Below are 21923 nucleotides of genomic sequence, written 5' to 3'. Positions count from 1 at the left end.
TGGGGTGTTTCGTCCCTTGCGGCCAATAGGAGTGAAAACCGGCTTCAAAACATATGCGTTTGTGCTAATTTAACTGATAGCGCAGTGACCTAATCCCTGCGCTGGTGAACGCCGATCGATCTCAAAATTGCCGTTTAGGAAACGCGGTGAGTGATCCAAGGATATTGGTTCTTGGTGCCGGAGGCATCGGGGGCTATTTCGGGGGGCGGCTGGCGGAAGCTGGCGCCGACGTCACTTTTCTTGTGCGACAGGGGCGTCAGAAACTCCTCGAGGAGCGTGGCCTGCGGATTGAAAGCCAATTTGGAAATGTCGAGTTGGACGTCAAGACGATCCTGGCCTCGGATGCAGAGGCTGACTACGACGCTGTGATCCTGACGTGCAAAGCCTACGATCTCGACGATGCCATCAAGACAATCGCCCCGGCTCTTGCTCCATCCGGCTTCGTCTTGCCACTACTCAACGGCGTGGCTCATATCGACATTTTGAATGAGGCATTCGGTCGAAACCGTGTGCTCGGCGGATCGGCCAGGATACAGGTTACCGTGACTGAAGACGGTGTCGTCCGGCAGCTCAACGACTGGCGTGCGATCACGATCGGCGAACAATCAGGAGAAATCTCCAATCGCGTCGAGACTTTGAAAGCCATGTTAGACAAGGCGCGAGGCGTCGAAGTTCATACCGTCACCGATATCATGCAGCGCATGTGGGAAAAGCTGGTCCACCTTGCCACCGCGGCCGCCATGACCTGCCTGATGCGAGCGAACGTCGGCGAAATCGTGCGAACCCCTGACGGCGAGAAGATATTTATCGGGCTGCTGGACACCGTCAGCGATATTGCTGCGGCCTATGGCTACCGTCCAAGCAGCGAGTTCCTGGAGACGTATCGAAGGACGTTCTCCCACCGCGACTCGCTCTACACGACTTCCATGCTGCGCGATATCGAGCGGCGCGGTCGAACCGAGGTCGATCATATCATCGGCTTTATGCTACAGAAGGCTAGCGGAACCGGTCTCGACGTGCAGACGCTCCTGCTCGCCTACACCCACATCAAGGCCTACGAACAGAGGCTGGCCGCTGGGCGCCTTACCTAACTTTACCGGTGCAATCTGATCCAACATTCACCGACGTGACTTTACATTAGAAATTCAACATTTTCGACACGGTTGCGCAAAAGGGCCCATGCGGCGTAGCCCGCGCAACCGGCGCAATACCAACGGCGAACAGATCGAGCGCATTGCCGGTCGAACTGGTGGTCCGCGGCACCACAGCTCCACCGCGTCTCTAGGTCACCTTTTCGCTGAAAACGCGCGTGGAACTTGCGCCGACTTCGGGCCCGCGGTCAGGCTGCTGGCCCATCCGACGGAAAAAAGCTGCAAGCTACCGGGCAGCCCGCTCGCTTCAATCTCGCCATGCTCTTCGAATACCAGGTCGGAGCCGACCACAAGATCACGCACGGTTCGCGATGCGACGATCTCGCCCGGCAGCGCCTGATCGAGCAGCCGCGATGACAGGTCGATCGCGATGCCGGAAAAATCTTCGCCACGCTTATCGCATTCGCCGGTATGGACCGCAGCCCGCACGTCGAGACCGGATTGCCTAAGGCGATGACGGATCGCTATCGCGCACCGGATTGAACGCGTCGGCCGCTGGAACACGGCGAGAAAGCCGCTTGCGGAGCGTCTGATCTGCTTGCCTTCGGCAGCCAGCAGTTCGACTCGAATATCCTCGGCATGCCGCTCGATCAAATCCGCGCCGGCACCAGAGCCCTCGATCTGCACGGACAGAACCGACACCAGGATCCGCTCGCTCGACGCCGCCGGCATGGCGCTAGTGACGAAAGCCTGGATCTCGTCAACGATGCGGTCGGAATTCTCGCCCCAGATCACATGATCCCGGCCGGCAAGTTCGACGTATTTGGCGCCTTCGATATGCGTCGCCAAATAGCGTCCTTCCTCCCGCTTTACCCAGCGGTCGCCGATCGTCTGCACGATCAGCGTCGGAACATGGATAGCCGGGAGAATGTCGCGAACGTCCATTTCGGTTCCCCAGCGCCAGAGCGCGATCGCGTCGGCAGGCGAGGCTGAATTCCTCAGGTAGGCGGCGAACCATTCTCTCTCGACAATGTCGCTCATCAGGCTGGGTGCCGCGTTGCTCATGTCCGCCGGCTCTCCCCACTCTCTCTCGACGACGGTCAAATCTTCTTCGACCTGCTTGCTTGTTCTCGCCCAGGGGTAATCCTTCGACCATCTGCCGCTGGCATAGGCTCCGTTGAGCACGAGTGCCGCCGTGCGCTCGGGATAGGTCGCCGCGAATAGCATGCACATAGGGCCGCCCTCGGAACTGCCGAACAGGACCGTGCGTTTCGAGCCGACCGCATCCAGCACAGCCCGCACGTCTTCCATCCGCTCTTCCAGCGTCGGCAAACCGACATTGCGATCGGATAACCCCGTGCCGCGCTTGTCCAAGCGGATCAGGCGCGAGAAGGCGCCGAGGCGGTAGAGCACGTGAGCCAGCCGCGGCGACGACCAGGCAAGGTCGAGGTTGGAGACCCATCCAGGCACATAGATCAGGTCGATCGGCCCGTCGCCGGTCACCTGATAAGCGATGTTGATTTCGGCCGATTTGACGTAGTGCGTCGGCGGCCTGATGGGCTGACTTGAGAAATCCGGACGTTCATCGGCTTGGAACCGCGTCTGTGCTCTGGGTGTTGGAAAAACCGCGTCCGATGTCCGGCGCGCCCGAAGGTCTTCATACAGCTTCCGGGTTTCAGGCTCGGGTCGCAAGTCGAGCTGCCGCTGCAGGGCATCGCGGCAACGCTCATATTGTTTCAGTGCTAGGTTGGCGCGGCCCTGGCCTACATAGGCCCGCATCAAGGCGCGATGGATGTCTTCCCTGAGCGGCTCCATGGCGAGGAGGCGCGTTGCTACCCGGACGCATGAGGCAGGATCGTTCGTCGCGGAGTAGTGCGCGACTAGCTTGTCCAGCACCGCGACAGCCATCGCCCTCAAGCGTTCGCGCTCGACCTGCAGCCAGTCCTCGAACGCCTCCTCCTTTAGGCCGAACCCGTCGAGCAGGTCACCGCGATAGACCGCGAGCGCCTGTTCGAGGTTCTCAGGCCCCGAACGCGCGGCTAGCGCCTCGAACCGCGCGACGTCGAAGTCAAGTCCGTCGAGACGGAGGGCGACGTTCTCACCATCCGTCATGAAGCGCCCGCCGGATGCGTGCATGGCCTTCCTAACGGCCGACACCGCCTGGCGGAGGTTCATCCGGGCCTGGGTTTCGCCGTTGACGCCCCAAAGCAGGGTCGCGAGCTTCTCGCGTGACTGCGATTGCCCGGATTGCAGCGCGAGATAAGCCACCATCGCCCGTGCCTTGCGGCTGAAGACCGGGACGGTGACGCCGACACCGGTAAAGTCGAAACCGCCGAATAGATAGAGATGAGGGTGCGCCATCGGATCCGCCACAGCCACAACTTTCTCTGCAAACCTTGTCCCTACTTACCATCAATTCAACCGTGATTTTGCACGGCGTGGTGCTTTTCACGAATCCTTCACGCCGGTTCCAGCGCGTTTCTCACGGCGCTGGAAGAGATTGGCTGGACAAGGCAGCCCTTGTCTCAGGAGGACGCTATGTTGCACCCAACCGAATGGCCCATCTGGCATGACGAACCATGGGAGAATCGGCAGCCGCGCGGAGGGGTTGCGCCGCTGCGTCACGATATTGCGCTCGCGCGCTATCTTGAGAAGCAGCGGGCCGGCCGAGAATCAACGGTCCGCTCGTTCGAACTCCCTACGACAGCGGTCCGCGCATGTGTGCGGATGGCAAATGCCGGGAGGGATTTTCTCGGGCGCTTGGTCGCTCCCATCGGAGCGGCCGAGAAATTGGAAAGGTTGTCACCGTCGATAACCCAATCGCCCTCTGGGAATGATCGGCTCGACTGAGCACAGGCCACGTTGAAGTCTGCTCTAGGTCCCGGCGATCTATTGCTGCCCGCGAAGCGCAGCCCGTCGATACACATTCTGCGGTCACGATCGGATGGTATTTTTCGACCCAGTCGACCGACAGTGACTGATGCAGTCGTCGCCTGCGAGAGGGCGTGGGCAGATGCAACGGCATAGCAGGCGGGGCGGCGGGCGGGGGCCGATGGCCGCTGATGGTGGCATGACGACTGGCCGCGCTACCGCGCAATTCGTCGTGCAACCAGGCGAAGCATCGATTCGCACTCAACGGCTTTCCGTTCATGGTCGTCGCGGGGCTTTGGCGGGAAAGCTGCCGGCAATAATCCGGCCACGTTCACCATACTGACGACTGAGCCGGGGCCGGATGTGGCGTGTTACCACAACCGGTAAATGGTTGCGCTTCAACCGGCGGGTTGGGCGGCCTGGATCAATCTCACGCCCAGAGGTTGCGTTCTGTGACCGGCACGGGAAGGTCGCCTGGAGCGGTAATAGTTCACAGGTTTCCGAGCAGGGCCCTTCGGATACACGTCGAAAGGATTATATGATCGCGCGAATATCCCTCGTGAAGTTGCTGACGGAAGCCGATGCGATTTTTTCAGTCAAGCACTCGACCGTCTATCGCTATAACCGGCCGGGAGGTTTGGCGAGCACCGGCTGATGTTCAGAGCGCGTCACAGTTTCGATCAACGACTTCTGGACCACGCCCTGTCCGTGGACCCCGAGCCGAGGGGGGTTCGATGGATCCATGACGTTTTTGGAAACTGCGTTGCCGTGATCGAATTCAAGGGTTCGGCCAATGAACTCCATTTCGCGACAGACATTCGGCTCGATCACACGCCGCAGCATGCGCCTGATTTCCGTATTGGAGAGGCCGCGCTGAATTATTCTCTTACGATCCCAATGAGGCGGCGGACCTCGCGCAAACCATGGAGCGACATCATGCCGATGACGGCGACGAGATCGGCAAATGGGCACGGCAGTTCGTGAGTGCGGCAGGACACACCGAGACCAGCAAATGGTAGTGCATCAGTTTGAAATTCAGGCTTCCGTTGGAAGCCAACGGCGGACAGGCATCATCAAATGTCGCTTCGAAGATTGATGATGCGAGCATTTGATGCTCGGCATAACCGCCCTTCGCATAGGTAGGATCCTGATGGCGACGGGTTGCGACGCGACTGATGTTGCTCTCTCAACCAGTTTCGGTTCATCGAGACTTGCTGGCTTCGAAGTTGTCACTGACGAAGTCCAAGCGGAGCACTTGTTAGCGACCCTATCGGAAATCGAGTGCCTTCACCTTGATCTGATCGCTGTGGCCACGGCTCCGGGCAAGTTCGCGCTGCGAGAAAGGTTTGAACTCTAGCTTACCATAGTAAAATCAATGCCTTACGACTCATTTTGTAACATTGTGACCACAGAATGAGCAGCAAATGGCCTACTGGGCCGTGGGCAGTTTTAGTGCATTGGTGCCACAACCGCGCATCGCACCCATTCATTGAAACGGTGACCTTCTCCAGGGCCCCCTGTGACCGTGCTACCTTACCCCGGCCTTGCGCAGACCCTCGATAAGTAATTCAGTGTCCTCCGGATATTTGTGCGGAGGAACCTTGCGCCACTGCGCGGTAGTGAAATTTGGGTGCACCTCCAATAGCGCATGGGCATGCCTCTCCGCTTCTCGGGCGTTCCCGAGATACGCATAGCTCGCTGCCATAAGCCGATGACCCTCGGAGTCATCCCGCATCTTTTGCAACGTCTCTATCGTTTTTTCATATTCGCCGAGCTGGAAATATGCATCGCCGAGATACCAGAGATAGGAATCCGGATAATAAGGGTTGAGCCGCATCGCCCTCTCTATCAGCTTCACGGACCGCTCCGCTTGACGAACGTAGACAAGGCAATCGCCCATTTCGGCTAGCAGGTCGGCGTCGTTGGGATTGAGCTGCAGAGCACGCTCGTAGGCTGCGATCGCAGGATCGTGTTCCTTCTTGTAGAGCCGGGCCAGGCCCATTTCGGAATAACCGCGTGCATCGAGGTCGTCATGCTCGACAGCCAGATTCGCCAGGTTTAACGCCTCGTTCAGCGCGCCCTCCGGATCGGTGGTCCATGCATAGCGCCATTCAACGTTGAAGGTCCGCGACATCGCTGCATAGCTGCGCGCATATTGAGGATCGAGTTCCTGCGCCTGTCTATAAAGTCGCCTGGCATGCCCGTTGCTCTCCGGGCGGAAGCGGAAACTAAGATCCTGTCCTCGCAAGATCAGTCCATAGGCATGGACGTTGGGGTGGTTTTGAGCCGTAAAGCGGCGCTTTTCCGCCACGTCGATTTGGACGGCCAAGCGCGAAGCTGTGGTAGCAGTAACGTCGTCCTGGAAGGCAAAGATATCCTCGATCCCGCCATCGTAGTGCTCGGACCAGATCGTATTCTCAGTCTGCGCCTCGATCAGGTCGACGGCGATCCGCAGCTTGTTTCCAACGCGCCTCAGGCGTCCTGACAGAAGGTATCGAACGCCGAGCTGATCGGCAATCGCGCGCAGCGACCGCGTCTGGGCGGTCGCAGCAAAGGTCGAATGACGAGCAATCACCATCAGGTTGCGGAAGCGGCAAAGATTGGAAATCAGGTCCGCAGCAACACCTTGGCACAGATGCAGGTCTGCAGGATCGCCCGAGGCGTTCTCGAGCGGCAGGACGGCTAGCGAGCTGTTGGGGACGGAACGCTGGGGTGCCGGCGCAAACGGCAGCGCCGACACTTTGGGCTCGACATTTGCCCGACTGAAGTCGACGGCGAGGACTTCGACCTCGTCAGCTATGTTCTTCAGCTTCTGCTTTCCGAGCGACCGGAACGAGCAATCCGGCTCATTGCGCACGAACTGGTGAACCGATTCGGCAATACATATGCCGCCAGGCGACGCCAGCGCCTGAATGCGTGCAGCCATGTTGATGCCATGACCGTAGACGCCGCCGTCGCCGACGATCGTGTCGCCTATGGTGATGCCGATCCGGTAGGCGATTGGCTCCTGGCCACCGGACCACACCGCGGCGTTGGACATCTCCCGCTGCATCTCGACGGCAAAATCCAGGGCTACGGTCGCACTTGGAAACAGGGCGACCAGTCCGTCGCCCGCGGTATCGACAACCGACCCGCCATAGTCGCCGACGAGGCTGCTGATGAGACTCAGAGAGCGTATCAAACGGACGACCGTCCCCTCCTCGTCCTTATCCATTAGGCGGCTATAGCCGTGGACGTCTGCGTAGAGGATCGCTGACAGCTTGCGATTGAGTTTGTCTGTTCGCGCGATGACCATGGCCCCTTTCACCCCATTGTTCGCAGCCGCAATACAATCCGCCGTGGGAGCCAGCTTAGCACACAAATGGCCGCTCATGCAGAAGCCGGCGAGTTGGAAGAGGCGGAGTGCCGGAGCGGAAGTGCGCCGTTCCTTCAAGGCTGAAAATCCAGTTCTCGACGGGCGCGACATAGGCTGGATCGAGGTCACCCGGGGCGCGACACCGCCTACAACAGTGCGCAGGTGTCGTTACCGGGAGACTATTACGGGCTCGGCATCGGCACGCGGCTGATCAGTGCCTGCTCGACACGGTGGCGCGAGGAGAAGACCGTCTCCCTGTCGGTTATTCGCATCCGAGCAATCAATCTCTTGGAGCGGTTCGGCTGCCGCATCGTCGATCCCAAGCGTCGCCAATCCTCAGCATGGTGGGCGAGCCCGGACCCGGGTCAGCGACGCATTCCTTTCCGGTCAATCGTTGTTGTTGCCGCCGCGGGAGCCGCGCGCACTCATTCCCCTTGCACTCATCCCACGCGCGCTCATCCCCCTTGCACTCATCCCCCGCGCGCTCATGCCGGCAGCATCCATGCCGCCCGATCCGCTGCCTACGACAGCCTCAAGCAGCACGTCCTCGAACATGCCCGTCTCGACGTCCATGCGAATCGTGTAATCTGCCTTGTCGTAAGACCAGACCATCAACTCATCAGCAAACTGAAAGTCCGCTGCGCCTAATCCTGTCAGGGAAGGATCGCCGGGAGCGCGCGCGGGTCTTGGCTTACCATTTCCTCCCATCTTAGCCTCGGACGCCGGAATCCCACCGCCATGAACAAGAAACACGATCGGTCGCGGAAGCTCATAATAGTATCCTTCAAAGCTAAACGCATAAATTCTTGCCAATCGCGGGTCCCGGCTCGCCAATAGTTGGCCTTCCGTTTGGCCAGGCAGACCAGCCCGGGGTTGAGCAAACGGTCCATGCCGGTCATCTCCCACAAAGGCTGTTATCGCTCCAGCAGACGTTACCTGGAACATTTTCCCTGCATTCACCGTGCCGGACCCCACTCGCACGAAATAAGGGTCGTAGTCTGGTTCATACTTGGTAAAAACAGCGTCCTGCTTGCTATATACCCCATTTTCAGAAGCAGTAGTTTGATCTTTCAATAAGATGCGCTTACCGTTTCTGACAACAACGCCATCTATAGATGTTGGCCAAGCTGCTATGTTGATATTTGTTGTAGAAGCATGACGCACTCGCTCTGTCGCTGGCGCTTCAGGCAATGTTATTCTGAGGTCCTCCATTTCCCGTCCGAATAGCAAAATATTCGAAAAGCTTAGTAATGTCTCTGCCATTTTTTTTCTCCCCCATGTCGATTCAATGTGGCTGCGCTATCACTTGGGATTCCATTGTGCTTAGGTTTGTTCGTAGTGAAATCTCTCTCGATACGTAAGTCGGGTTCCGTTGCAACAACCGTTCGGCCCCTCCGGCACAAACACCCTCGGAAGATCGAAGTGACTTCTCGGCCCGGGCGGCTTGAGTCTTGGCCCTGCGCTTGCAAAACCGATGGCTCGGCGTCCGAGATTTACATCGAGAATCCTGCGCCAACGTCCGCCGGTGATGATGCGGTCGACGGCGCGCAGCGTGTTGCCGACGGCCGCATAGCTCAGATCGTCAGGGGCGAGCCGCCGCCAAGTTTCGGCGAGCAGCATGCCGAGCTCGTCGCGCGAGGCGACCAGCGCCTCGCGGAAATGTCCCGGCGCTGCGGCGTAGGCCTCGTCGAAGATCGGCTGAATGACGCGGAAATAGTCTGGGCTGTCCTCGAGCCTGTCGGAAAGGTCTGCCTGTCCTTGGCTGATCAGCCCGCGCGCCACGAGCTCCTCGTGGAACAGGTCGACGAAGATGTCGAACATTGCGCCGGTGAGTGGCTGGGCGAGCGCGTGCTCGTCGTGCCAGCCGCGCGCAAAATCGAGCATAGACAGAGGGTTGGCGGCGAGCCTAATTTGGTCGTTGCTGGATAATTCGGCGATGCGGTTGACGAGATTGTGGGTGTAGAGATTTCCGTGGCTGGTCTCCAGCAACTCGTCGACGACGGAATCAAAATGCAGGGCGGCGATCAGCGCGGTCAGGTCGGCGGCGGATTCATGGAAGCCGTAATATTCGGCTGATGCCGTTCCCGGATCGGGCACGCCGATGACCGAATAAACGATGCAGTGCCCAACCTCGTGCGCGATGACGTCAAAGTTCAGGCTGAAGGGCTCGATGCCGCCGTCTTCGCTCTCATGGATGCCGACCTCCAGGAAGCCGTAGCCCATGAAGGCGTTTTCCAGGAGATCGCGCTGGATGACCAGTTCCAGCCGGTCGAGGTCACGCCGAAAATGCCAGGCGATTGGATGGCCGAAATATTTCTCCCACACGTCGAGCGTCCAGCGCACCGAGCCGAACAGATGCGCAGCCTCGAACTCAGGATCCTCCGGCGCGATGTGGTCGAAATGTCCCTCGAGATCGGGAAGCGCCGGCGGAAAGATATCGCCCGGCCATGGCGGCAACAGATAGATCTGGTCACCGCGCAGGTTTTTCACTAGTCCGTAAGCGAGCGGCTTGCCGATGGGATCGACGACATACATGCGATCATCACCAGGCCCTGGTCCTATAGACCCGGCAGGCGACGATACGATAACAGTTTCAGGTTTGCGGAAAGGCAGCAGAAACGGCGCCTGGGCAAACAGCCTGAAGCGCGTTCCGTTTTTGACTGCGTAGCCTTCCCCTCCAAATGCCATGCTGGTCGCACCCTGTGGACAGAGGCATTCACGTCTTATTGGCCGCGGCATCGTCGGCCGCAGCAAAGTCATGCTAACGAACTTTCGCCCGAGGTGCCAGAGTCATTGCCCCAACGTGCGTTGGGTCGCGAAAGTATAGTCACTGGCCAAAAGCTCGTAGAACTTGTCCACGCTGACAAGCCCGATAGAGGCGGCGTGGTCGGAAAGGTCTTTTGGAACGGCCTGGCCGAGGCATTTCTCGAAATACCAAACTGCCAACAGGGCACGCGGCACCGGCGCAGATGTCGACGCCCATCGCTGTCTGGCCAGAGCCTGGCCGCGGTAGCCGCTATAGAGATCGAGTTCGCGCAGCCGGTCCAGCATGCCCTGATGAAGTGCAACATCACGATCTCGCGCGAGCGCCTCGATACGGGCATTGTCCTCCAGAATAAGCTCCACTCCCGCGAGGTCCGTGCCGTTCTCTCCTGCCCAGCGGATTACGTCCGTTTGCCGCATGAAGCCGCGCCGAGAGCGGAACTCACGGGCCGCGCGCTTTACGGCATGGCGATCGGGCGCTGCATCCCCTTCACTCCGAGCCAGCAGTCGAAGCAGGGAATCACGACGCACTTGCGCGTAGTCGCCCCGCAACCGAAGTTCGTCCAGGATGGCTTCGTCTTCGGCCGTGGTCGCTTCATCGTTCCTCAGAGTTTCGCTGCGCCAGTGTGCGTTGTGCCAGTTTTCGGTCCTCTCGAAATGGAAGTTCGGTGACTCGGGTTTCGCGCCGCTGCGGATGAACGCGTCCATCTGGCTCAACAGTTCGAGCGCGTCGTCGCGCTTACGATCAACCTTTCCTGTTCGCAACCAGTCGGAGAGCGCCTGCATCTGCTCCGGATCGCCAATATCCTCCAGCAGACCGCGCCAGGTTCTCAATTGATAAAAGCGTGCTTTCGCACCGGTGGCGAGACGTATTCCGGTGGCTTGGTCTATGATTCGTGCTTCGACCGCCATTTCGAGCGTCGCGCGGATGTTGACCATCGGTTCGCTGAGGCGGATGTAACCGGTTTCCGGCGGGCCATGGATGAGCGCGACCTCATCGTCATCGGTGAGCTCGCCGTCCCGATACGCTTCGAAGATGCGGCCGACGCCGCGCATGCCGAAAGGATGCAGCTCCGCGGCCCGCAGCGCCCCCATGCTGGATGCGCCGAACACGGCGATCCTGTGTGCAAGCGCCCATAGTATTTCCTTATGCAACACCGCCGCCTGTCCATCGAAATAGCCGTCGATGATGCCAATGGCTCTGGGACTCCGGCGGGCTGCTGCATAGAACTCGCCCTGACGCACCGGCGGCCTGAACTCGAAGCCTTCATAACCTGCTACATCCTCTGCTTTCACACTGGGGCCGCAGAAGACGACCGCGTTCACAGAGCGGCTCCCAGGGTGCGGCGGGCCCGTTCGCCTGGCACGTAGCCGCCGTGATCGTCCGGTCCTTCGAGACCGGGTATCACCACTTTGACAACCGGCAAGCCGATGTCATCCTTACTGAGGTCAACGGCGACAACCTCCTTCACTCTCGCCGCTTGCAACCTATTGATTAACCAACCCAGATTCGACGCTATCCCGACCATCGAGTCTTTTTCAGCTGAGGCAATCTGCCTGTCAGGAGAATGCTCGGATAAAAGTCTTTCAGCGAGCCGGTGGCGGTTCTCCCGATACGCTTCGCGATATTCCTCGGGCTTCAGATCGTCCCGCGCCCCGGAAACGTAGGTCGTTCGAACCTGCGCGGCCTCGATTAGCGCCTTGAGCAATGCGATTTCTGGCACCGGATGCGCTGCAGCGCCGATCCCGTGATGGCTGTTTCGATCGCGTTGATCGGCGATCAGGCAAAAGAACGCTGGCACACCGATGTCCGAAGTCGTTTCCCAAACCGCTACGCGGAAGTCGGCGCGCTTCAGTTTTTCGAGCACGTCTCGGCAAGGTCCGTTCGGAGCGCTGCCAAGATCGACCCCGGTGCTCCTTCGTTGGGTAGACGGCAGGCGGTTCCAAAGGCCGGTCGCATCGCGTTCGACCACCTCACAGATTGCGTGATGGATCGCCTCATCATAGCTGCTGCCCGAGGCTAGCCCATTGCTGCTGCAATCGAAATAGCCGCTTCCCGGCGGCGCAGGCACAGTGAAGTTTGCACGGACGCACTCGAACGGCAGCCACCTCCCCTCGTGCGAAATCAAATCCGTGCCCTCTATCCAAAGCGTCACGAGATCGCGGGTAAATTGTTCGCCGGCAACTCGCGGCAGACGACCAATTTCAGCAAAGCTGTGAGAGTGCGAGAGTTCTGCCATGCTGCCGAGCTTTAGTGGAAGCTCTATGTGTTCGGCGTGGTAAAGTTCCACACTTTCCATCAAGCCAGACGCGATCGCGGCATCCATATCGATGCCTTTGCCTTGCGATACCGCAAGCGACCGGGCATTCGGCCGGCACACCATCACGACAGGTATGCCAATTCGATCGAGCCCGGTCAGGTTGGCGACCCGAGTTATCCCCATACGGGCCCAATGCGGTTTTACCCGCGCAATAGCCTTGCCTGCATCTCCCCCATATTGAGGAGTTCTTGATGAGACTAAACGCGTGCCGTCCACGGTTGACACTTCGAGCTCTGACCTAACCACCACGGACATCGTGTGCTTAGGAGGCAGCCTACCGACTTTGATAGGTTCGTAACAGGGAGATTCGCAGGCAATGCGGGTCGAACCAAAGGAGGCGAGCATTGATCAGGTCGATTACCTGCTGCTTAGCGGCTGTTTTGAGCGGTTGATGTTCGTTGCAGTTTCCGCGAGATGCGGGGGTGATCGAGCATCGCACAGGATCAAAGGTGCCCCCATTGGGCGTCTGGCACGCCCTACTTCATACGGTGGATAATGCCACTCGAGAGCCTTGGCTTCCTCTTCGCGTGTCATCGGGCGAAACTCCCATGAGTCCGCGCTCGCGATGCAGCGTCGCCAAACGAGCCTGCCCGCTGCGAGGTCGTAGACATACTCGCGGCCGAACCGAAGTCGATCATATCATCGCTTTCTGCTGCAGAATGCCAGGGGAACCGGTCTCGACGTGCAGACGCTCCTGCTTGCCTACACGCGGCGACCAGAGTGCCCTGTTCGAAGGGCAGCGGCCGCGGAGGGATTGCAGCGGACGATGACTGACTGATGAGTAATCGTGATCCTCTGTCACTTCGCCGAGCCCAAAATACTGGACCAGCACTGGGCCGAGCTTCGCCAAGGCTTGCTCTTGGCCAGTGCGATACATCGGAGCTCCGGCATAGATGACATATCGAAGGGATGTGTGGTCATACCTATCCACGGCAGGATGCTCGATTAGCAGCTTGAGAATTGTCGGGACCGTGAAGATGTTGGTGATGCGCCACTTTTCGATCAACGCCCATGCCGCTTCGATGTCGAACCGGTCCGTTGCGAGCAGCACCGTCTTGGCGCCTCGCGCCACTTGAGTCAGTTGGTGGACGCCTGCCCCGTGGGAAAGCGGAGCGACCACGAGCGACGCGTCCTCCTCAGTGGTCCCGGCATCAGATCGCAAAGATGGTTGGTAATGACGAACGCCATCTGGCCGTGCGTCAGCACGGCTGCCTTCGGCCGGCCCGTCGTGCCTGATGTGAACAGGAACCAGCAGGGGTCATCTCGTTCAACTGCCGCCGTTAAGGGGTGATGCGAGAAAGGATTGAACTCTGAATGAGTTCAATGAAATCAGTCACTTAGCAAGCCTTTTGTAACATTGTGACGACCGTCCGGCCGACCTCGCTTATGGCTTGGGACGGCCAGCCTCTCAGCAAGGGACAGGGTGCATGAGTAGCTTGGCGAAGGAGCGAGGTCATCGTGTCGGAATCGCCGCTCTTCAAAGTCGGTGACGTTATCCAGGCAGAACGGTTTCAGTTGGCAGCCTTATACGCTGTCACAGCCAATCCACGCTGCTTTTAGATTAAGCGGGATCACACTAAGGAGTGGCCGGCAATGCGCAGCAGAACCCGGCGCAGCCTGGCGAGCTGCGCTTTGGTGATGTGTTTGTTCCACTCGGGCCAGGACTTAATGGAAACAGCACTACCCCGTATTTCACGTCAGCTTCTTGGCGGCCTGTTCGTTCAGCGCCTCGCCAAATGCTTCCGGTGTCCAGCCGGCCTCGAGCGCGCGGTGGAATAGCGCCTGCTGCGTTTCCGGCGCTAGCCCGCCGATCGGCGGATCGCGATCGAGATTGGTCGGGAAGGAGTAGCCTTCCGCCGACGAGGCGATCGCGTTCATGACCGCCGCTGTCGAGATCGCGCCGGTGGCCAGCATCTTCTGGATCGCGGGATAGAGCGCGCGGCTCATGCTAGTGCGGTCGACGCTTTCCATCGCGCGGCCGTAGCCCGACGACACCTGCAGCAGGTTGGCCATGCGTCGGATATTGGTGGAGCGGTTGTTGCCGGCTCCATGGAACAAAGCCGGGTTGAAGAACGCTGCGTCGCCCTTCTCCAGAGCGAGTTGCACGTGATGCTCAGCGAAATAGGCCTTGAACTGCGGCAGCCCGGTGGCGAGGTATCCCGGCAGATAGGCTTGCGAGTAGGGCAGATAGAGCGTCGGGCCGCTCTCCAGCGGCATATCACAATGGGCGACGGCCCCCTGTAGCGTCAGCACCGGCGAGATCCTGTGCACATGAACCGGATAGCGCTCGATCACTTCGGGAGTCTGGAAGCCCAGATGATAGTCGCGATGCGGCGATTGGGCCGCGCCGCCGGGATTCACGCAGTTGATCTGCGAGGTCATCTGATAGGCCGGGCCGAGCCAAGCTTCCGAGATCAGCGCGATGATCTCATTGCCGTAATAGGCCGCGAAGGCGGCGGGATCGCGCAGACAGAACTTTTCGAGCGCATTCCAGATGCGGTCATTGGCGCCTGGCTTAGCGAAATGGTCGCCGCCGCCGGTGCCGGTGGCATGCTGCTCGGCGATCATGTCGTTGAAGAGCGCCGTCGCGGCGTCGATCGGGCCGGTGTCGGCAAACGCCTTCTTGAACGCCACCACGCCCGGTCCGTCCGTCAGTGCCTCGACCCATTCGGCCAGCAGCGCCTTGCGGGTTTCGGGATCGCCCACCGCCGTGCGCACAGCGTCGCCGTCATAGACCGGCACGTTCTTTTCGATGCTCATGGCGAAAGGATAGTCGCCGGCGTCCGTCTTCTGCTCGACGAGTGCGCGAAAATCCTCGATGTCGCATTGCTGCTTGGTCAGCCAGACCTTCGCGGACCGGATCCTAGCTAGGTTATCGGCCTTCATGACGCATCCTCCTGTTGCGGTTCTGATTGTGATTGCCGTATACAGCAGTCTGCTGTGCTTGTTGCCTCGTAAACACCTCAAAAACACCTCAGGATATGTCGCGCGCCTTTCTTCTCAAGGATATCGCCCTCCAGGCCGGGCTCAGCCTCGCCACCGTCGATCGCGTGCTGAACGACCGGCCAGGCGTGCGCGAGCACACTGTGCGGCGGGTGAAGCAGGCCATCGGCGAGCTCGAGCAGCAGCGTGATCAGATCGGCCTTGCCGGCCGCAAGTTCGTCCTCGACGTCGTCATGGAGGCTCCCGGCCGCTTCAGCGAGGCGGTTCGCCAGGGGCTGGAGCAGGCGATGCCGTCCTTGCAGCCGGCAATTTTTCGCGCCCGCTATCATCTCGCCGAGACCCGCAATGTCGAGAATACCGTCGGGATCATCGACGCCCTGCAGTGCCGGGGCAGCAATGGCGTGTTCCTCAAAGCGCCTGATGTCCCGGCGGTGAGGGCCGCGGCAGCGCGGCTTGTCGGCGCCGCCATCCCGGTGGTGACGCTGGTGACCGATCTTCCCGACACCGGACGGCAAGCCTATGTCGGAATGGACAACCGCGCGGCGGGCGAGACGGCCGCCTACCTCCTGGGCGAATGGCTCGGCGGCGGCCCGGCGCGCATCTTGGTGACCATCTCCAGCAACCGGTTTCGCGGCGAGGAGGAACGCGAGATCGGGTTCAGGCAAGCGCTTCGCGAGCGTTATCCCGCTCTGGGCATCGTCGAAGTCAGTGAGGGCCATGGCCTCGACCGCAATACCGGCATGCTCGCGCTGGCTGCCTTGCGAGCCAATCCCGACATTGCCGGCGTCTATTCGATCGGCGGCGGTAATCGCGCGATCATCGAAGCCTTTGCCTCGCTGGGCCGCACGTGCCGAGGTTTCATCGGCCACGATCTCGACGCTGACAATCTCGCGCTTCTACGCGACGGACGGATCAGCGCCGTTTTGCATCACGATCTCGGTCACGACATGCGAAACGCATGCCTGCATGTGATGCGCGCGCATGGATTGCTGCCGAAATCACCGGTCTCGGGCATGGCCAATATCCAGGTCATCACGCCCTTCAACGTGCCGCAGGCGGTGCAGCTTTAGTCCTGCGGGTGGCGACCTATAGCTTCGCGAATTGTGCCATGGTGCTGTCGAAAACGCGCTTGGCCATTTCATCGAGCCCTAGTTTGCGGTGGCGTGCCGACAAGATTTCCGTTCCGTAGACGCCCTTGTAACCAGCGGCTCGAATTTCTCGCAAGAACGCCGGCACATCGAGCTCTCCCTCACCACAGAGTTCACGATGGTGGATAGTGTCTTCCCAGAGGTCGTCAACCGGCGGCACTTTCAGTGCGTCATCGACCTCTACCGCTTTGATGAAGCGAGTAGGGATCTTGCGGATGTCGCTGAACGGAATTCCGCCGCGTGCCAGGTGCCAGATGTCCACCAGGAGGCCGCCGTTCGGCTGATCGGCTTCGCTGACAATGGCTAGGCCGGTCTCGATCGTGCGAACATTCGACCACGGCATGATCTCCAGCACGATATCTGTGCCATAGACGGAGGCTTCTTGGCAGAGCTTCGCGAACTCAGCCGCCATAAGCGGAACGTCCGCGGTCTGTTCATGAAAGCCGGGACCGATCTTGATATCCCGCATACCGAGCTCCGCGGCGACATCGAATAGCTGGCGGCGGAATTTGTCGGATTCCTTGCGCTTCTCGTCGTTGCGATACCAGTTCAGCAAAAACTCGATCTCGATATATTTCATCCCGTTTGCCTTCAGGATGCGCTTCATTTCCGCAAAGCCAATCTTGCCCTGCGTGGCCATCGTGTCCTCGTAGTGAAGCCCGAAGCCCTTGAAGCCGGCCCGCGCTGCCGCCTCCACCCTGTCCTTGAATGGAAACGGGCTGATCTCGACCGGGCCGAGAGGGTAAACGTCGCCTGAAAGGGCGAAATACGAGATCAAGAGTTCGACGTCTTCAGCCACGATCTTTGCTATCCTATTAGTTATGAGCCGCGCGCCCCCGGCCAGTCTGCTCAAGTCAATATCATGCCGCTTGGCGAAAGAAAGTAAGCTGTTTAAGAAACACTTTTGCAGCTATCGCAATAAGGCAGCGCCTTTGGGCATCCCGAAGAACCCGCGCTAGATCTGGGCCGTAGCCCCGAGAGACAGAATCAGCTCTCAAGTTTATTGCGCCGGATGCAAGACTGTTTCCCTGTGGCTCGCCTTTATCCCGTCCGATGGGAATGGCATGAATCGAGAGCCATCAAGGGAGGTAGATTGTGAATAAACTACTCAAATCAATGCTCGCCACGACGGTCTTCGTCTCGGCGGCCGCGTTTGCGTCGCAAGGTTATGCGGCCGAGAAAATGAAGCTCGGTCTCTCGATGCCTACGCTGAACACTCCGTTTTTCACCGTTCTGGTGAACGCAGCCACCGATGAGGCCAAAACGGTCGGCGGAGAGGTCGTGCAAACAACGAACGCAAACAGGGACGCGAGCCAGCAGGTGACGGATTTCCGCAACCTGATCAGTGCTGGCGCAAACGTGATCCTGGCCGGCGTCGTGGATCGCGCTGCTATCAAGCCAGCGCTCGACTACGCAAAGAGCCACAAGGTTCCGGTGGTCATCGTCGACGACAAGCCTGCAGCCGGCGAGGTCTACGCAGTTGTGCGTGCCGACAATCTCGAGATGGGAGCTCGCGCAGCAGAAGCTCTTACCGCCGCCATGGGCAACAAGAAGGGCACGGTCCTGCAAATTACCGGCGCGTTGACAACCACCAACGGCCGCAATCGCAAGGACGGCTTCGACAAGGCCTTCAAAAAAGCCTCAGACGCAAAGATCATTGAACAGACCGCCAACTGGGACGGTCCGACAAGCGCGAACGTTGCGCTCACCGTCATGAGCGGCAATCCTGACATCGCCGGCATCTATCTGGCGACGGACACACTCTACTATGATCCGGTCTCTTCGGCATTGAAGTCCCGTAGCCGCCTCGTTCCGGCTGGCCAATCGGGTCACATAGCCATGGTCGCGATCGACGGTGGCTCGGGTGCCCTGAAGGCAATCCGCAAGGGCTTCCTGGACGCCACCATTTCTCAACCTGTTGTGGACTACGCCAAGCACGGCGTCGACTATCTCAAAGCTGCTCTTGACGGAAAGCCGATGAAAGAAGGCCCAACCGATCACAGCAGCACGGTGGTGAAGGACGGCGCGTATTTCGTCGACGAACTGCCATCGCCGATTATCACCAATGCGAATGTCGACGACAAGACCCTCTGGGGCAACGCGAAGTAGTCATGGCCGCTCGCCCCGAATATTCGAAGGCGTTGGCGATGTCCGAGCAGATCGTCAAGATCGACGGCGCCGTCAAACGCTTCGGCGGGACCACCGCTCTCAATGGGTTGTCCATCGAGATTAGACGGGGCGAGTCGCATGGCCTCATCGGCCGCAATGGCGCGGGGAAATCTACGCTCGTATCAATCCTCACGGGCTTGAGGGCGATCGATTCCGGGACCTTCCTGCTGAACGGCTCAGCGCCACCGGCGCTGAGCGATCGAAACGCGTGGCGTGAGGCGGTTGCCTGCGTCTATCAGCATCGAACTCTCGTTCCCGACCTCAGCGTCGCCGAGAACCTCTACCTTGGGCGATATCAAGGCAAACGGATGATTTCCTGGCGCGCTTTGAACCAGGAAGCCGCAGCGGCCCTGGAGAGTTGGAACATTCCCATCCTCCCCACTACCCAGGTCAGAGACCTCGGTGTCGGGGAAGCACAAATGGTGGAGATAGCGCGCGCCCTCAACCAAGGGTCGCGGTTCGTTATCCTCGATGAACCGACTGCTCAGCTTATCGCAAGCGAGATCGATCAATTGATATCGCGGGTCAATGAGCTGCGAGAGCGAGGGGTGACCTTCCTTTTTATCTCGCATCACTTGGATGAGGTGCCGCGAGTGTGTGACGCCGTGACTGTGCTCCGTAACGGTCGTGATGTTCTGAATGGAGGCGCGCAAAAGCTCTCTACTGCGCAGATCGTGTCTGCCATGGTAGGTGATGAGGCGACAGGCATCGCTCTAACCGCCAGTGAACATGTAGCGCGGCCGGCGCTGCCCCCCGATACGCCCGTTGTTCTCAGGGCGCGAGTTAAGGTGGACGCTTGCCAGGACGCACTGAATCTCTCGCTCCGCGCCGGCGAGGTCGTCGGATTCGCCGGACATTCCGGCTCAGGTTCTCGCCATATGGCGCTCGCACTGGCGGGACACATTTCGAAGTGGTCGGGCGAGATAGTGCTGAACGGCAAAAGCGTGCCCAAGCCTTGGAATCCCGGGACAGCGGTCGAACATGGCGTGGCGCTTTTGCCAGAGGATCGCATCAAGACCGGCCTCGTGGGATCAATGTCCATTGAGGACAACATCACGTTGCCGTCCCTTAAGGCATTTTCGAAGCGTGTTCTCATTGACCGGCGGGCTCGCAGAAAATTTGCGGAAGACAATCGTGCAGATCTCGGAATTGTCTGTCATTCCATAAAGCAAGGTGTTGGAGAATTGAGTGGCGGTAACCAGCAAAAGGTGTTGCTGGGCTCAGCTCTCAGCAGCAGCCCATCCGTGCTGATCCTCCTTCACCCAACGGCCGGCGTCGACATTGCCTCGAAGGCCACCATCCTCGAGATTGTTGAACGGCGCCGTCGGGATGGATTGGCCGTTGTCCTCGTCAGCGACGAACCTGAGGAACTTGCATTCTGCGATCGCGTGCAAGTCTGGGTTCGCGGGAGAAAAGTCATCGAAAAAAGCGGGATGAGCGAGGAAGAGCTCGTGTCCGCAATGGAAGGGTTCCATCTGTCTCCGGAGGTGTCATGACCCACAGCCCAATCACCGCAGGCGCGGTCGCGCCAGAATGGGTTCTGAGCGATCTGCTTCAACCGGAATGGGCTATCCTACCAGTCCTGGTCGTCGTCATTATCGTCGGTGCAGCGCTGAATTCGGCCTTCCTTTCTTACGACAATTTCTATGGCGTGGTGCAGCAGGCCAGTGAGCTTGGAATTCTCACCATGGGCCTGACCGTGGTTCTCATTGCAGGCAAGTTCGACTTGTCGCTTGAATCCACTTTTGGACTAGCGCCGATGGTCGGAGTCTATTGCCTTCTCGACGCAGGCGGTAGTGGCCTGAATCTCGCAGACTCCCCGTTCTTGGCGCTTGTCACGATCTTCCTGACAGGCGCACTGATCGGTGCATTCAACGGCATCTTGGTAGTCTATCTCAAATTCAACGCGTTCATCGCCACCTTGGCCACTTTGATCCTGCTGCGCGGCATAAGCCTCGGGTTGACACGTGGTGAAACCCTTTCTGATTTGCCTTCGCTTCTGACCTATCCTGGTGAAGCTACTGTTCTGGGGGCGCCAGTCTCCTTTTTGGTCGCCCTCGGCTTGCTGGTCATCCTCACTGTCTTCATGTCCCGCCACAGGATTGGCAGGATGCTCTACGCGGTTGGCGGCAACCCCCAGGCAGCTCGCGTCGCGGGTATCCCGGTGGAGCGGATTCTGATGGGCGTATTCGTGGTAGCCGGCATGCTCGCGGCGCTGGCAGGGTTGCTGCAGGCAGGACGAATTGCGTCAATCCCGTCGTCTCTCGGACAGAACCTGATCTTCAATGCGTTCGCAGCTGCCGTTTTGGGCGGAGTAAGCTTGAACGGCGGCCGCGGCACGATCGCTGGCGCGTGTGGAGGGGTGCTTCTGCTGGTTCTGATCCAGGACGTGTTGGTCCTGTCCCAAGTCCCCGCGTATTGGATTAATGCCACGACGGGCGGGATCATCCTCATTGCGCTCTTCATCAGCAAAATAAGCGGAGCAGACAAGGCAAATTGAAACGGCCAAGGGCACGACACGGGAGAAAGACGATGCGTCTGAGAAATAAGGTGGCACTCATAACCGGCGGAGCACGAGGCATAGGCAAGGCTACGGTGGAGCTGTTTGAGAGGGAAGGCGCGAAGGTTCACGCATGCGATCTCAGCTTCGATGAGGAGCTCACCAGCAAGAACGTGGTTCGCCACAAGCTCGACGTTACGGATTTTGAGAATTGGACCGCCGTAGTGGAAGCCATCATCGGTGAGGATGGCAGGATCGATATCCTGTTCAACAATGCGGGGACGGTTCTGTCCTACGACGGGATCGCAGAGATCGCTATTGACGACTGGAACAAAGTCATTGCCATCAATCAGACTGGCCCATTCTACGGAATGAAAGTCGTCATCCCCCACATGAAGGCAAATGGCGGTGGGTCAATTGTCAACACGTCCTCGATCTGGGGGATAGCCGGAGCGGCAGGCGTGTCCGCTTATACCGCGTCCAAGGCCGCCGTCAGGCATATGAGTAAGAACGCTGCCCTGACGTATGTGGGTAACGGTATACGCGTCAATTCAATCCACCCAGGGATTGTCAGCACGCCGATGATCGACGCCCAGGATTCGAGCATCACGGCCGCCATCGTCAATATCACTCCCATGAAGCGGCTCGGGAGGCCGGAGGAAATCGCCCACGGCGCATTGTTCCTGGCCAGTGACGAATCCAGCTTCATGACTGGCGCCGAGCTCGTCATTGATGGCGGCTACACTGCGCCATAGGGCCTCG

General features: G+C 59.4%; 14 protein-coding genes and 3 pseudogenes. 8 read left to right on the top strand and 9 right to left on the bottom strand.

Annotated features, from left to right (window positions below; translation table 11 throughout):
• Positions 1-146: 146 nt before the first annotated feature.
• Positions 147-1091 (top strand): ketopantoate reductase family protein, encoded by a 945-nt coding sequence (locus X741_RS160970; RefSeq protein WP_023776535.1) that lies wholly within the window; start codon positions 147-149, stop codon positions 1089-1091.
• A gap of 195 nt (positions 1092-1286) precedes the next feature.
• On the opposite strand, the gene X741_RS0134080 is transcribed toward X741_RS160970, so the two are convergent.
• Positions 1287-3452 (bottom strand): alpha/beta fold hydrolase, encoded by a 2166-nt coding sequence (locus tag X741_RS0134080; protein WP_084018319.1) that lies wholly within the window; start codon positions 3450-3452, stop codon positions 1287-1289.
• A 1048-nt stretch (positions 3453-4500) separates the two neighbouring features.
• On the opposite strand from X741_RS0134080, the pseudogene X741_RS1000000167950 reads away from it, so the two are divergent.
• Positions 4501-4945 (top strand): annotated as a pseudogene (locus X741_RS1000000167950) (transglutaminase N-terminal domain-containing protein); the annotation flags it as partial.
• Positions 4946-5072: 127 nt separating this feature from the next.
• Positions 5073-5205 (top strand): annotated as a pseudogene (locus tag X741_RS1000000170765) (transglutaminase family protein); the annotation flags it as partial.
• A 285-nt stretch (positions 5206-5490) separates the two neighbouring features.
• Here X741_RS1000000170765 and X741_RS160980 read toward each other — a convergent pair.
• The 7 genes and pseudogenes from X741_RS160980 to X741_RS161005 form a co-directional block, all read right to left on the bottom strand.
• A complete protein-coding gene (locus X741_RS160980; protein WP_198023933.1) occupies positions 5491-7395 on the bottom strand; it encodes a tetratricopeptide repeat protein in 1905 nt (634 codons plus the stop codon).
• A gap of 309 nt (positions 7396-7704) precedes the next feature.
• Positions 7705-8580 (bottom strand): hypothetical protein, encoded by an 876-nt coding sequence (locus tag X741_RS1000000169535; RefSeq protein ID WP_156937838.1) that lies wholly within the window; start codon positions 8578-8580, stop codon positions 7705-7707.
• A gap of 60 nt (positions 8581-8640) precedes the next feature.
• Positions 8641-9852: a hypothetical protein gene (locus tag X741_RS160985; RefSeq protein ID WP_198023932.1), complete on the bottom strand. Its 1212-nt coding sequence runs from the start codon at positions 9850-9852 to the stop codon at positions 8641-8643.
• Between the two features lie 255 nt (positions 9853-10107).
• Positions 10108-11406 carry a TfuA-like protein gene (locus X741_RS160990; protein WP_023776525.1) on the bottom strand — a complete coding sequence of 433 codons (1299 nt, stop codon included), beginning with the start codon at positions 11404-11406 and terminating at the stop codon, positions 10108-10110.
• Entirely contained in the window at positions 11403-12746 is a 1344-nt protein-coding gene (locus X741_RS160995) for a YcaO-like family protein (RefSeq protein ID WP_198023931.1), read from the bottom strand. Before X741_RS160995 ends, X741_RS160990 begins: the two co-directional genes overlap by 4 nt.
• Before the next feature lie 451 nt (positions 12747-13197).
• Positions 13198-13676: pseudogene (locus X741_RS161000) on the bottom strand (AMP-binding protein); the annotation flags it as partial.
• Positions 13677-14093: 417 nt separating this feature from the next.
• Positions 14094-15287, bottom strand: a complete 1194-nt coding sequence (locus X741_RS161005) for a phytanoyl-CoA dioxygenase family protein (RefSeq protein ID WP_023776522.1) — start codon at positions 15285-15287, stop codon at positions 14094-14096.
• 95 nt (positions 15288-15382) lie between these two features.
• On the opposite strand from X741_RS161005, the gene X741_RS161010 reads away from it, so the two are divergent.
• On the top strand, positions 15383-16414 hold the full coding sequence (locus tag X741_RS161010) for a LacI family DNA-binding transcriptional regulator (protein WP_023776521.1): 1032 nt from the start codon (positions 15383-15385) through the stop codon (positions 16412-16414).
• A gap of 16 nt (positions 16415-16430) precedes the next feature.
• Here X741_RS161010 and X741_RS161015 read toward each other — a convergent pair whose 3' ends face one another.
• The gene (locus tag X741_RS161015; protein ID WP_198023930.1) at positions 16431-17291 is read right to left on the bottom strand and encodes a sugar phosphate isomerase/epimerase; all 861 of its coding nucleotides are present in this window, start codon (positions 17289-17291) and stop codon (positions 16431-16433) included.
• A 296-nt stretch (positions 17292-17587) separates the two neighbouring features.
• Between X741_RS161015 and X741_RS161020 the strand changes: the two genes are divergently transcribed.
• The 4 genes from X741_RS161020 to X741_RS161035 are packed head-to-tail and all read left to right on the top strand — an operon-like array spanning position 17588 to position 21916.
• Positions 17588-18601, top strand: coding sequence for a sugar ABC transporter substrate-binding protein (locus X741_RS161020; protein ID WP_156937837.1), 1014 nt, complete (start codon positions 17588-17590; stop codon positions 18599-18601).
• A 2-nt stretch (positions 18602-18603) separates the two neighbouring features.
• Positions 18604-20157, top strand: coding sequence for a sugar ABC transporter ATP-binding protein (locus tag X741_RS161025; RefSeq protein WP_051410397.1), 1554 nt, complete (start codon positions 18604-18606; stop codon positions 20155-20157).
• On the top strand, positions 20154-21161 hold the full coding sequence (locus X741_RS161030; protein ID WP_023776517.1) for an ABC transporter permease: 1008 nt from the start codon (positions 20154-20156) through the stop codon (positions 21159-21161). Before X741_RS161025 ends, X741_RS161030 begins: the two co-directional genes overlap by 4 nt.
• Positions 21162-21193: 32 nt before the next feature.
• On the top strand, positions 21194-21916 hold the full coding sequence (locus X741_RS161035; RefSeq protein ID WP_023776516.1) for an SDR family oxidoreductase: 723 nt from the start codon (positions 21194-21196) through the stop codon (positions 21914-21916).
• Positions 21917-21923 lie beyond the last annotated feature (7 nt).

Source organism: Mesorhizobium sp. LNHC221B00 (genome assembly GCF_000502935.1).
GTDB classification, from domain to species: Bacteria; Pseudomonadota; Alphaproteobacteria; order Rhizobiales; family Rhizobiaceae; genus Mesorhizobium; species Mesorhizobium opportunistum.
This window is presented reverse-complemented; position numbering and strand designations above follow the sequence as displayed.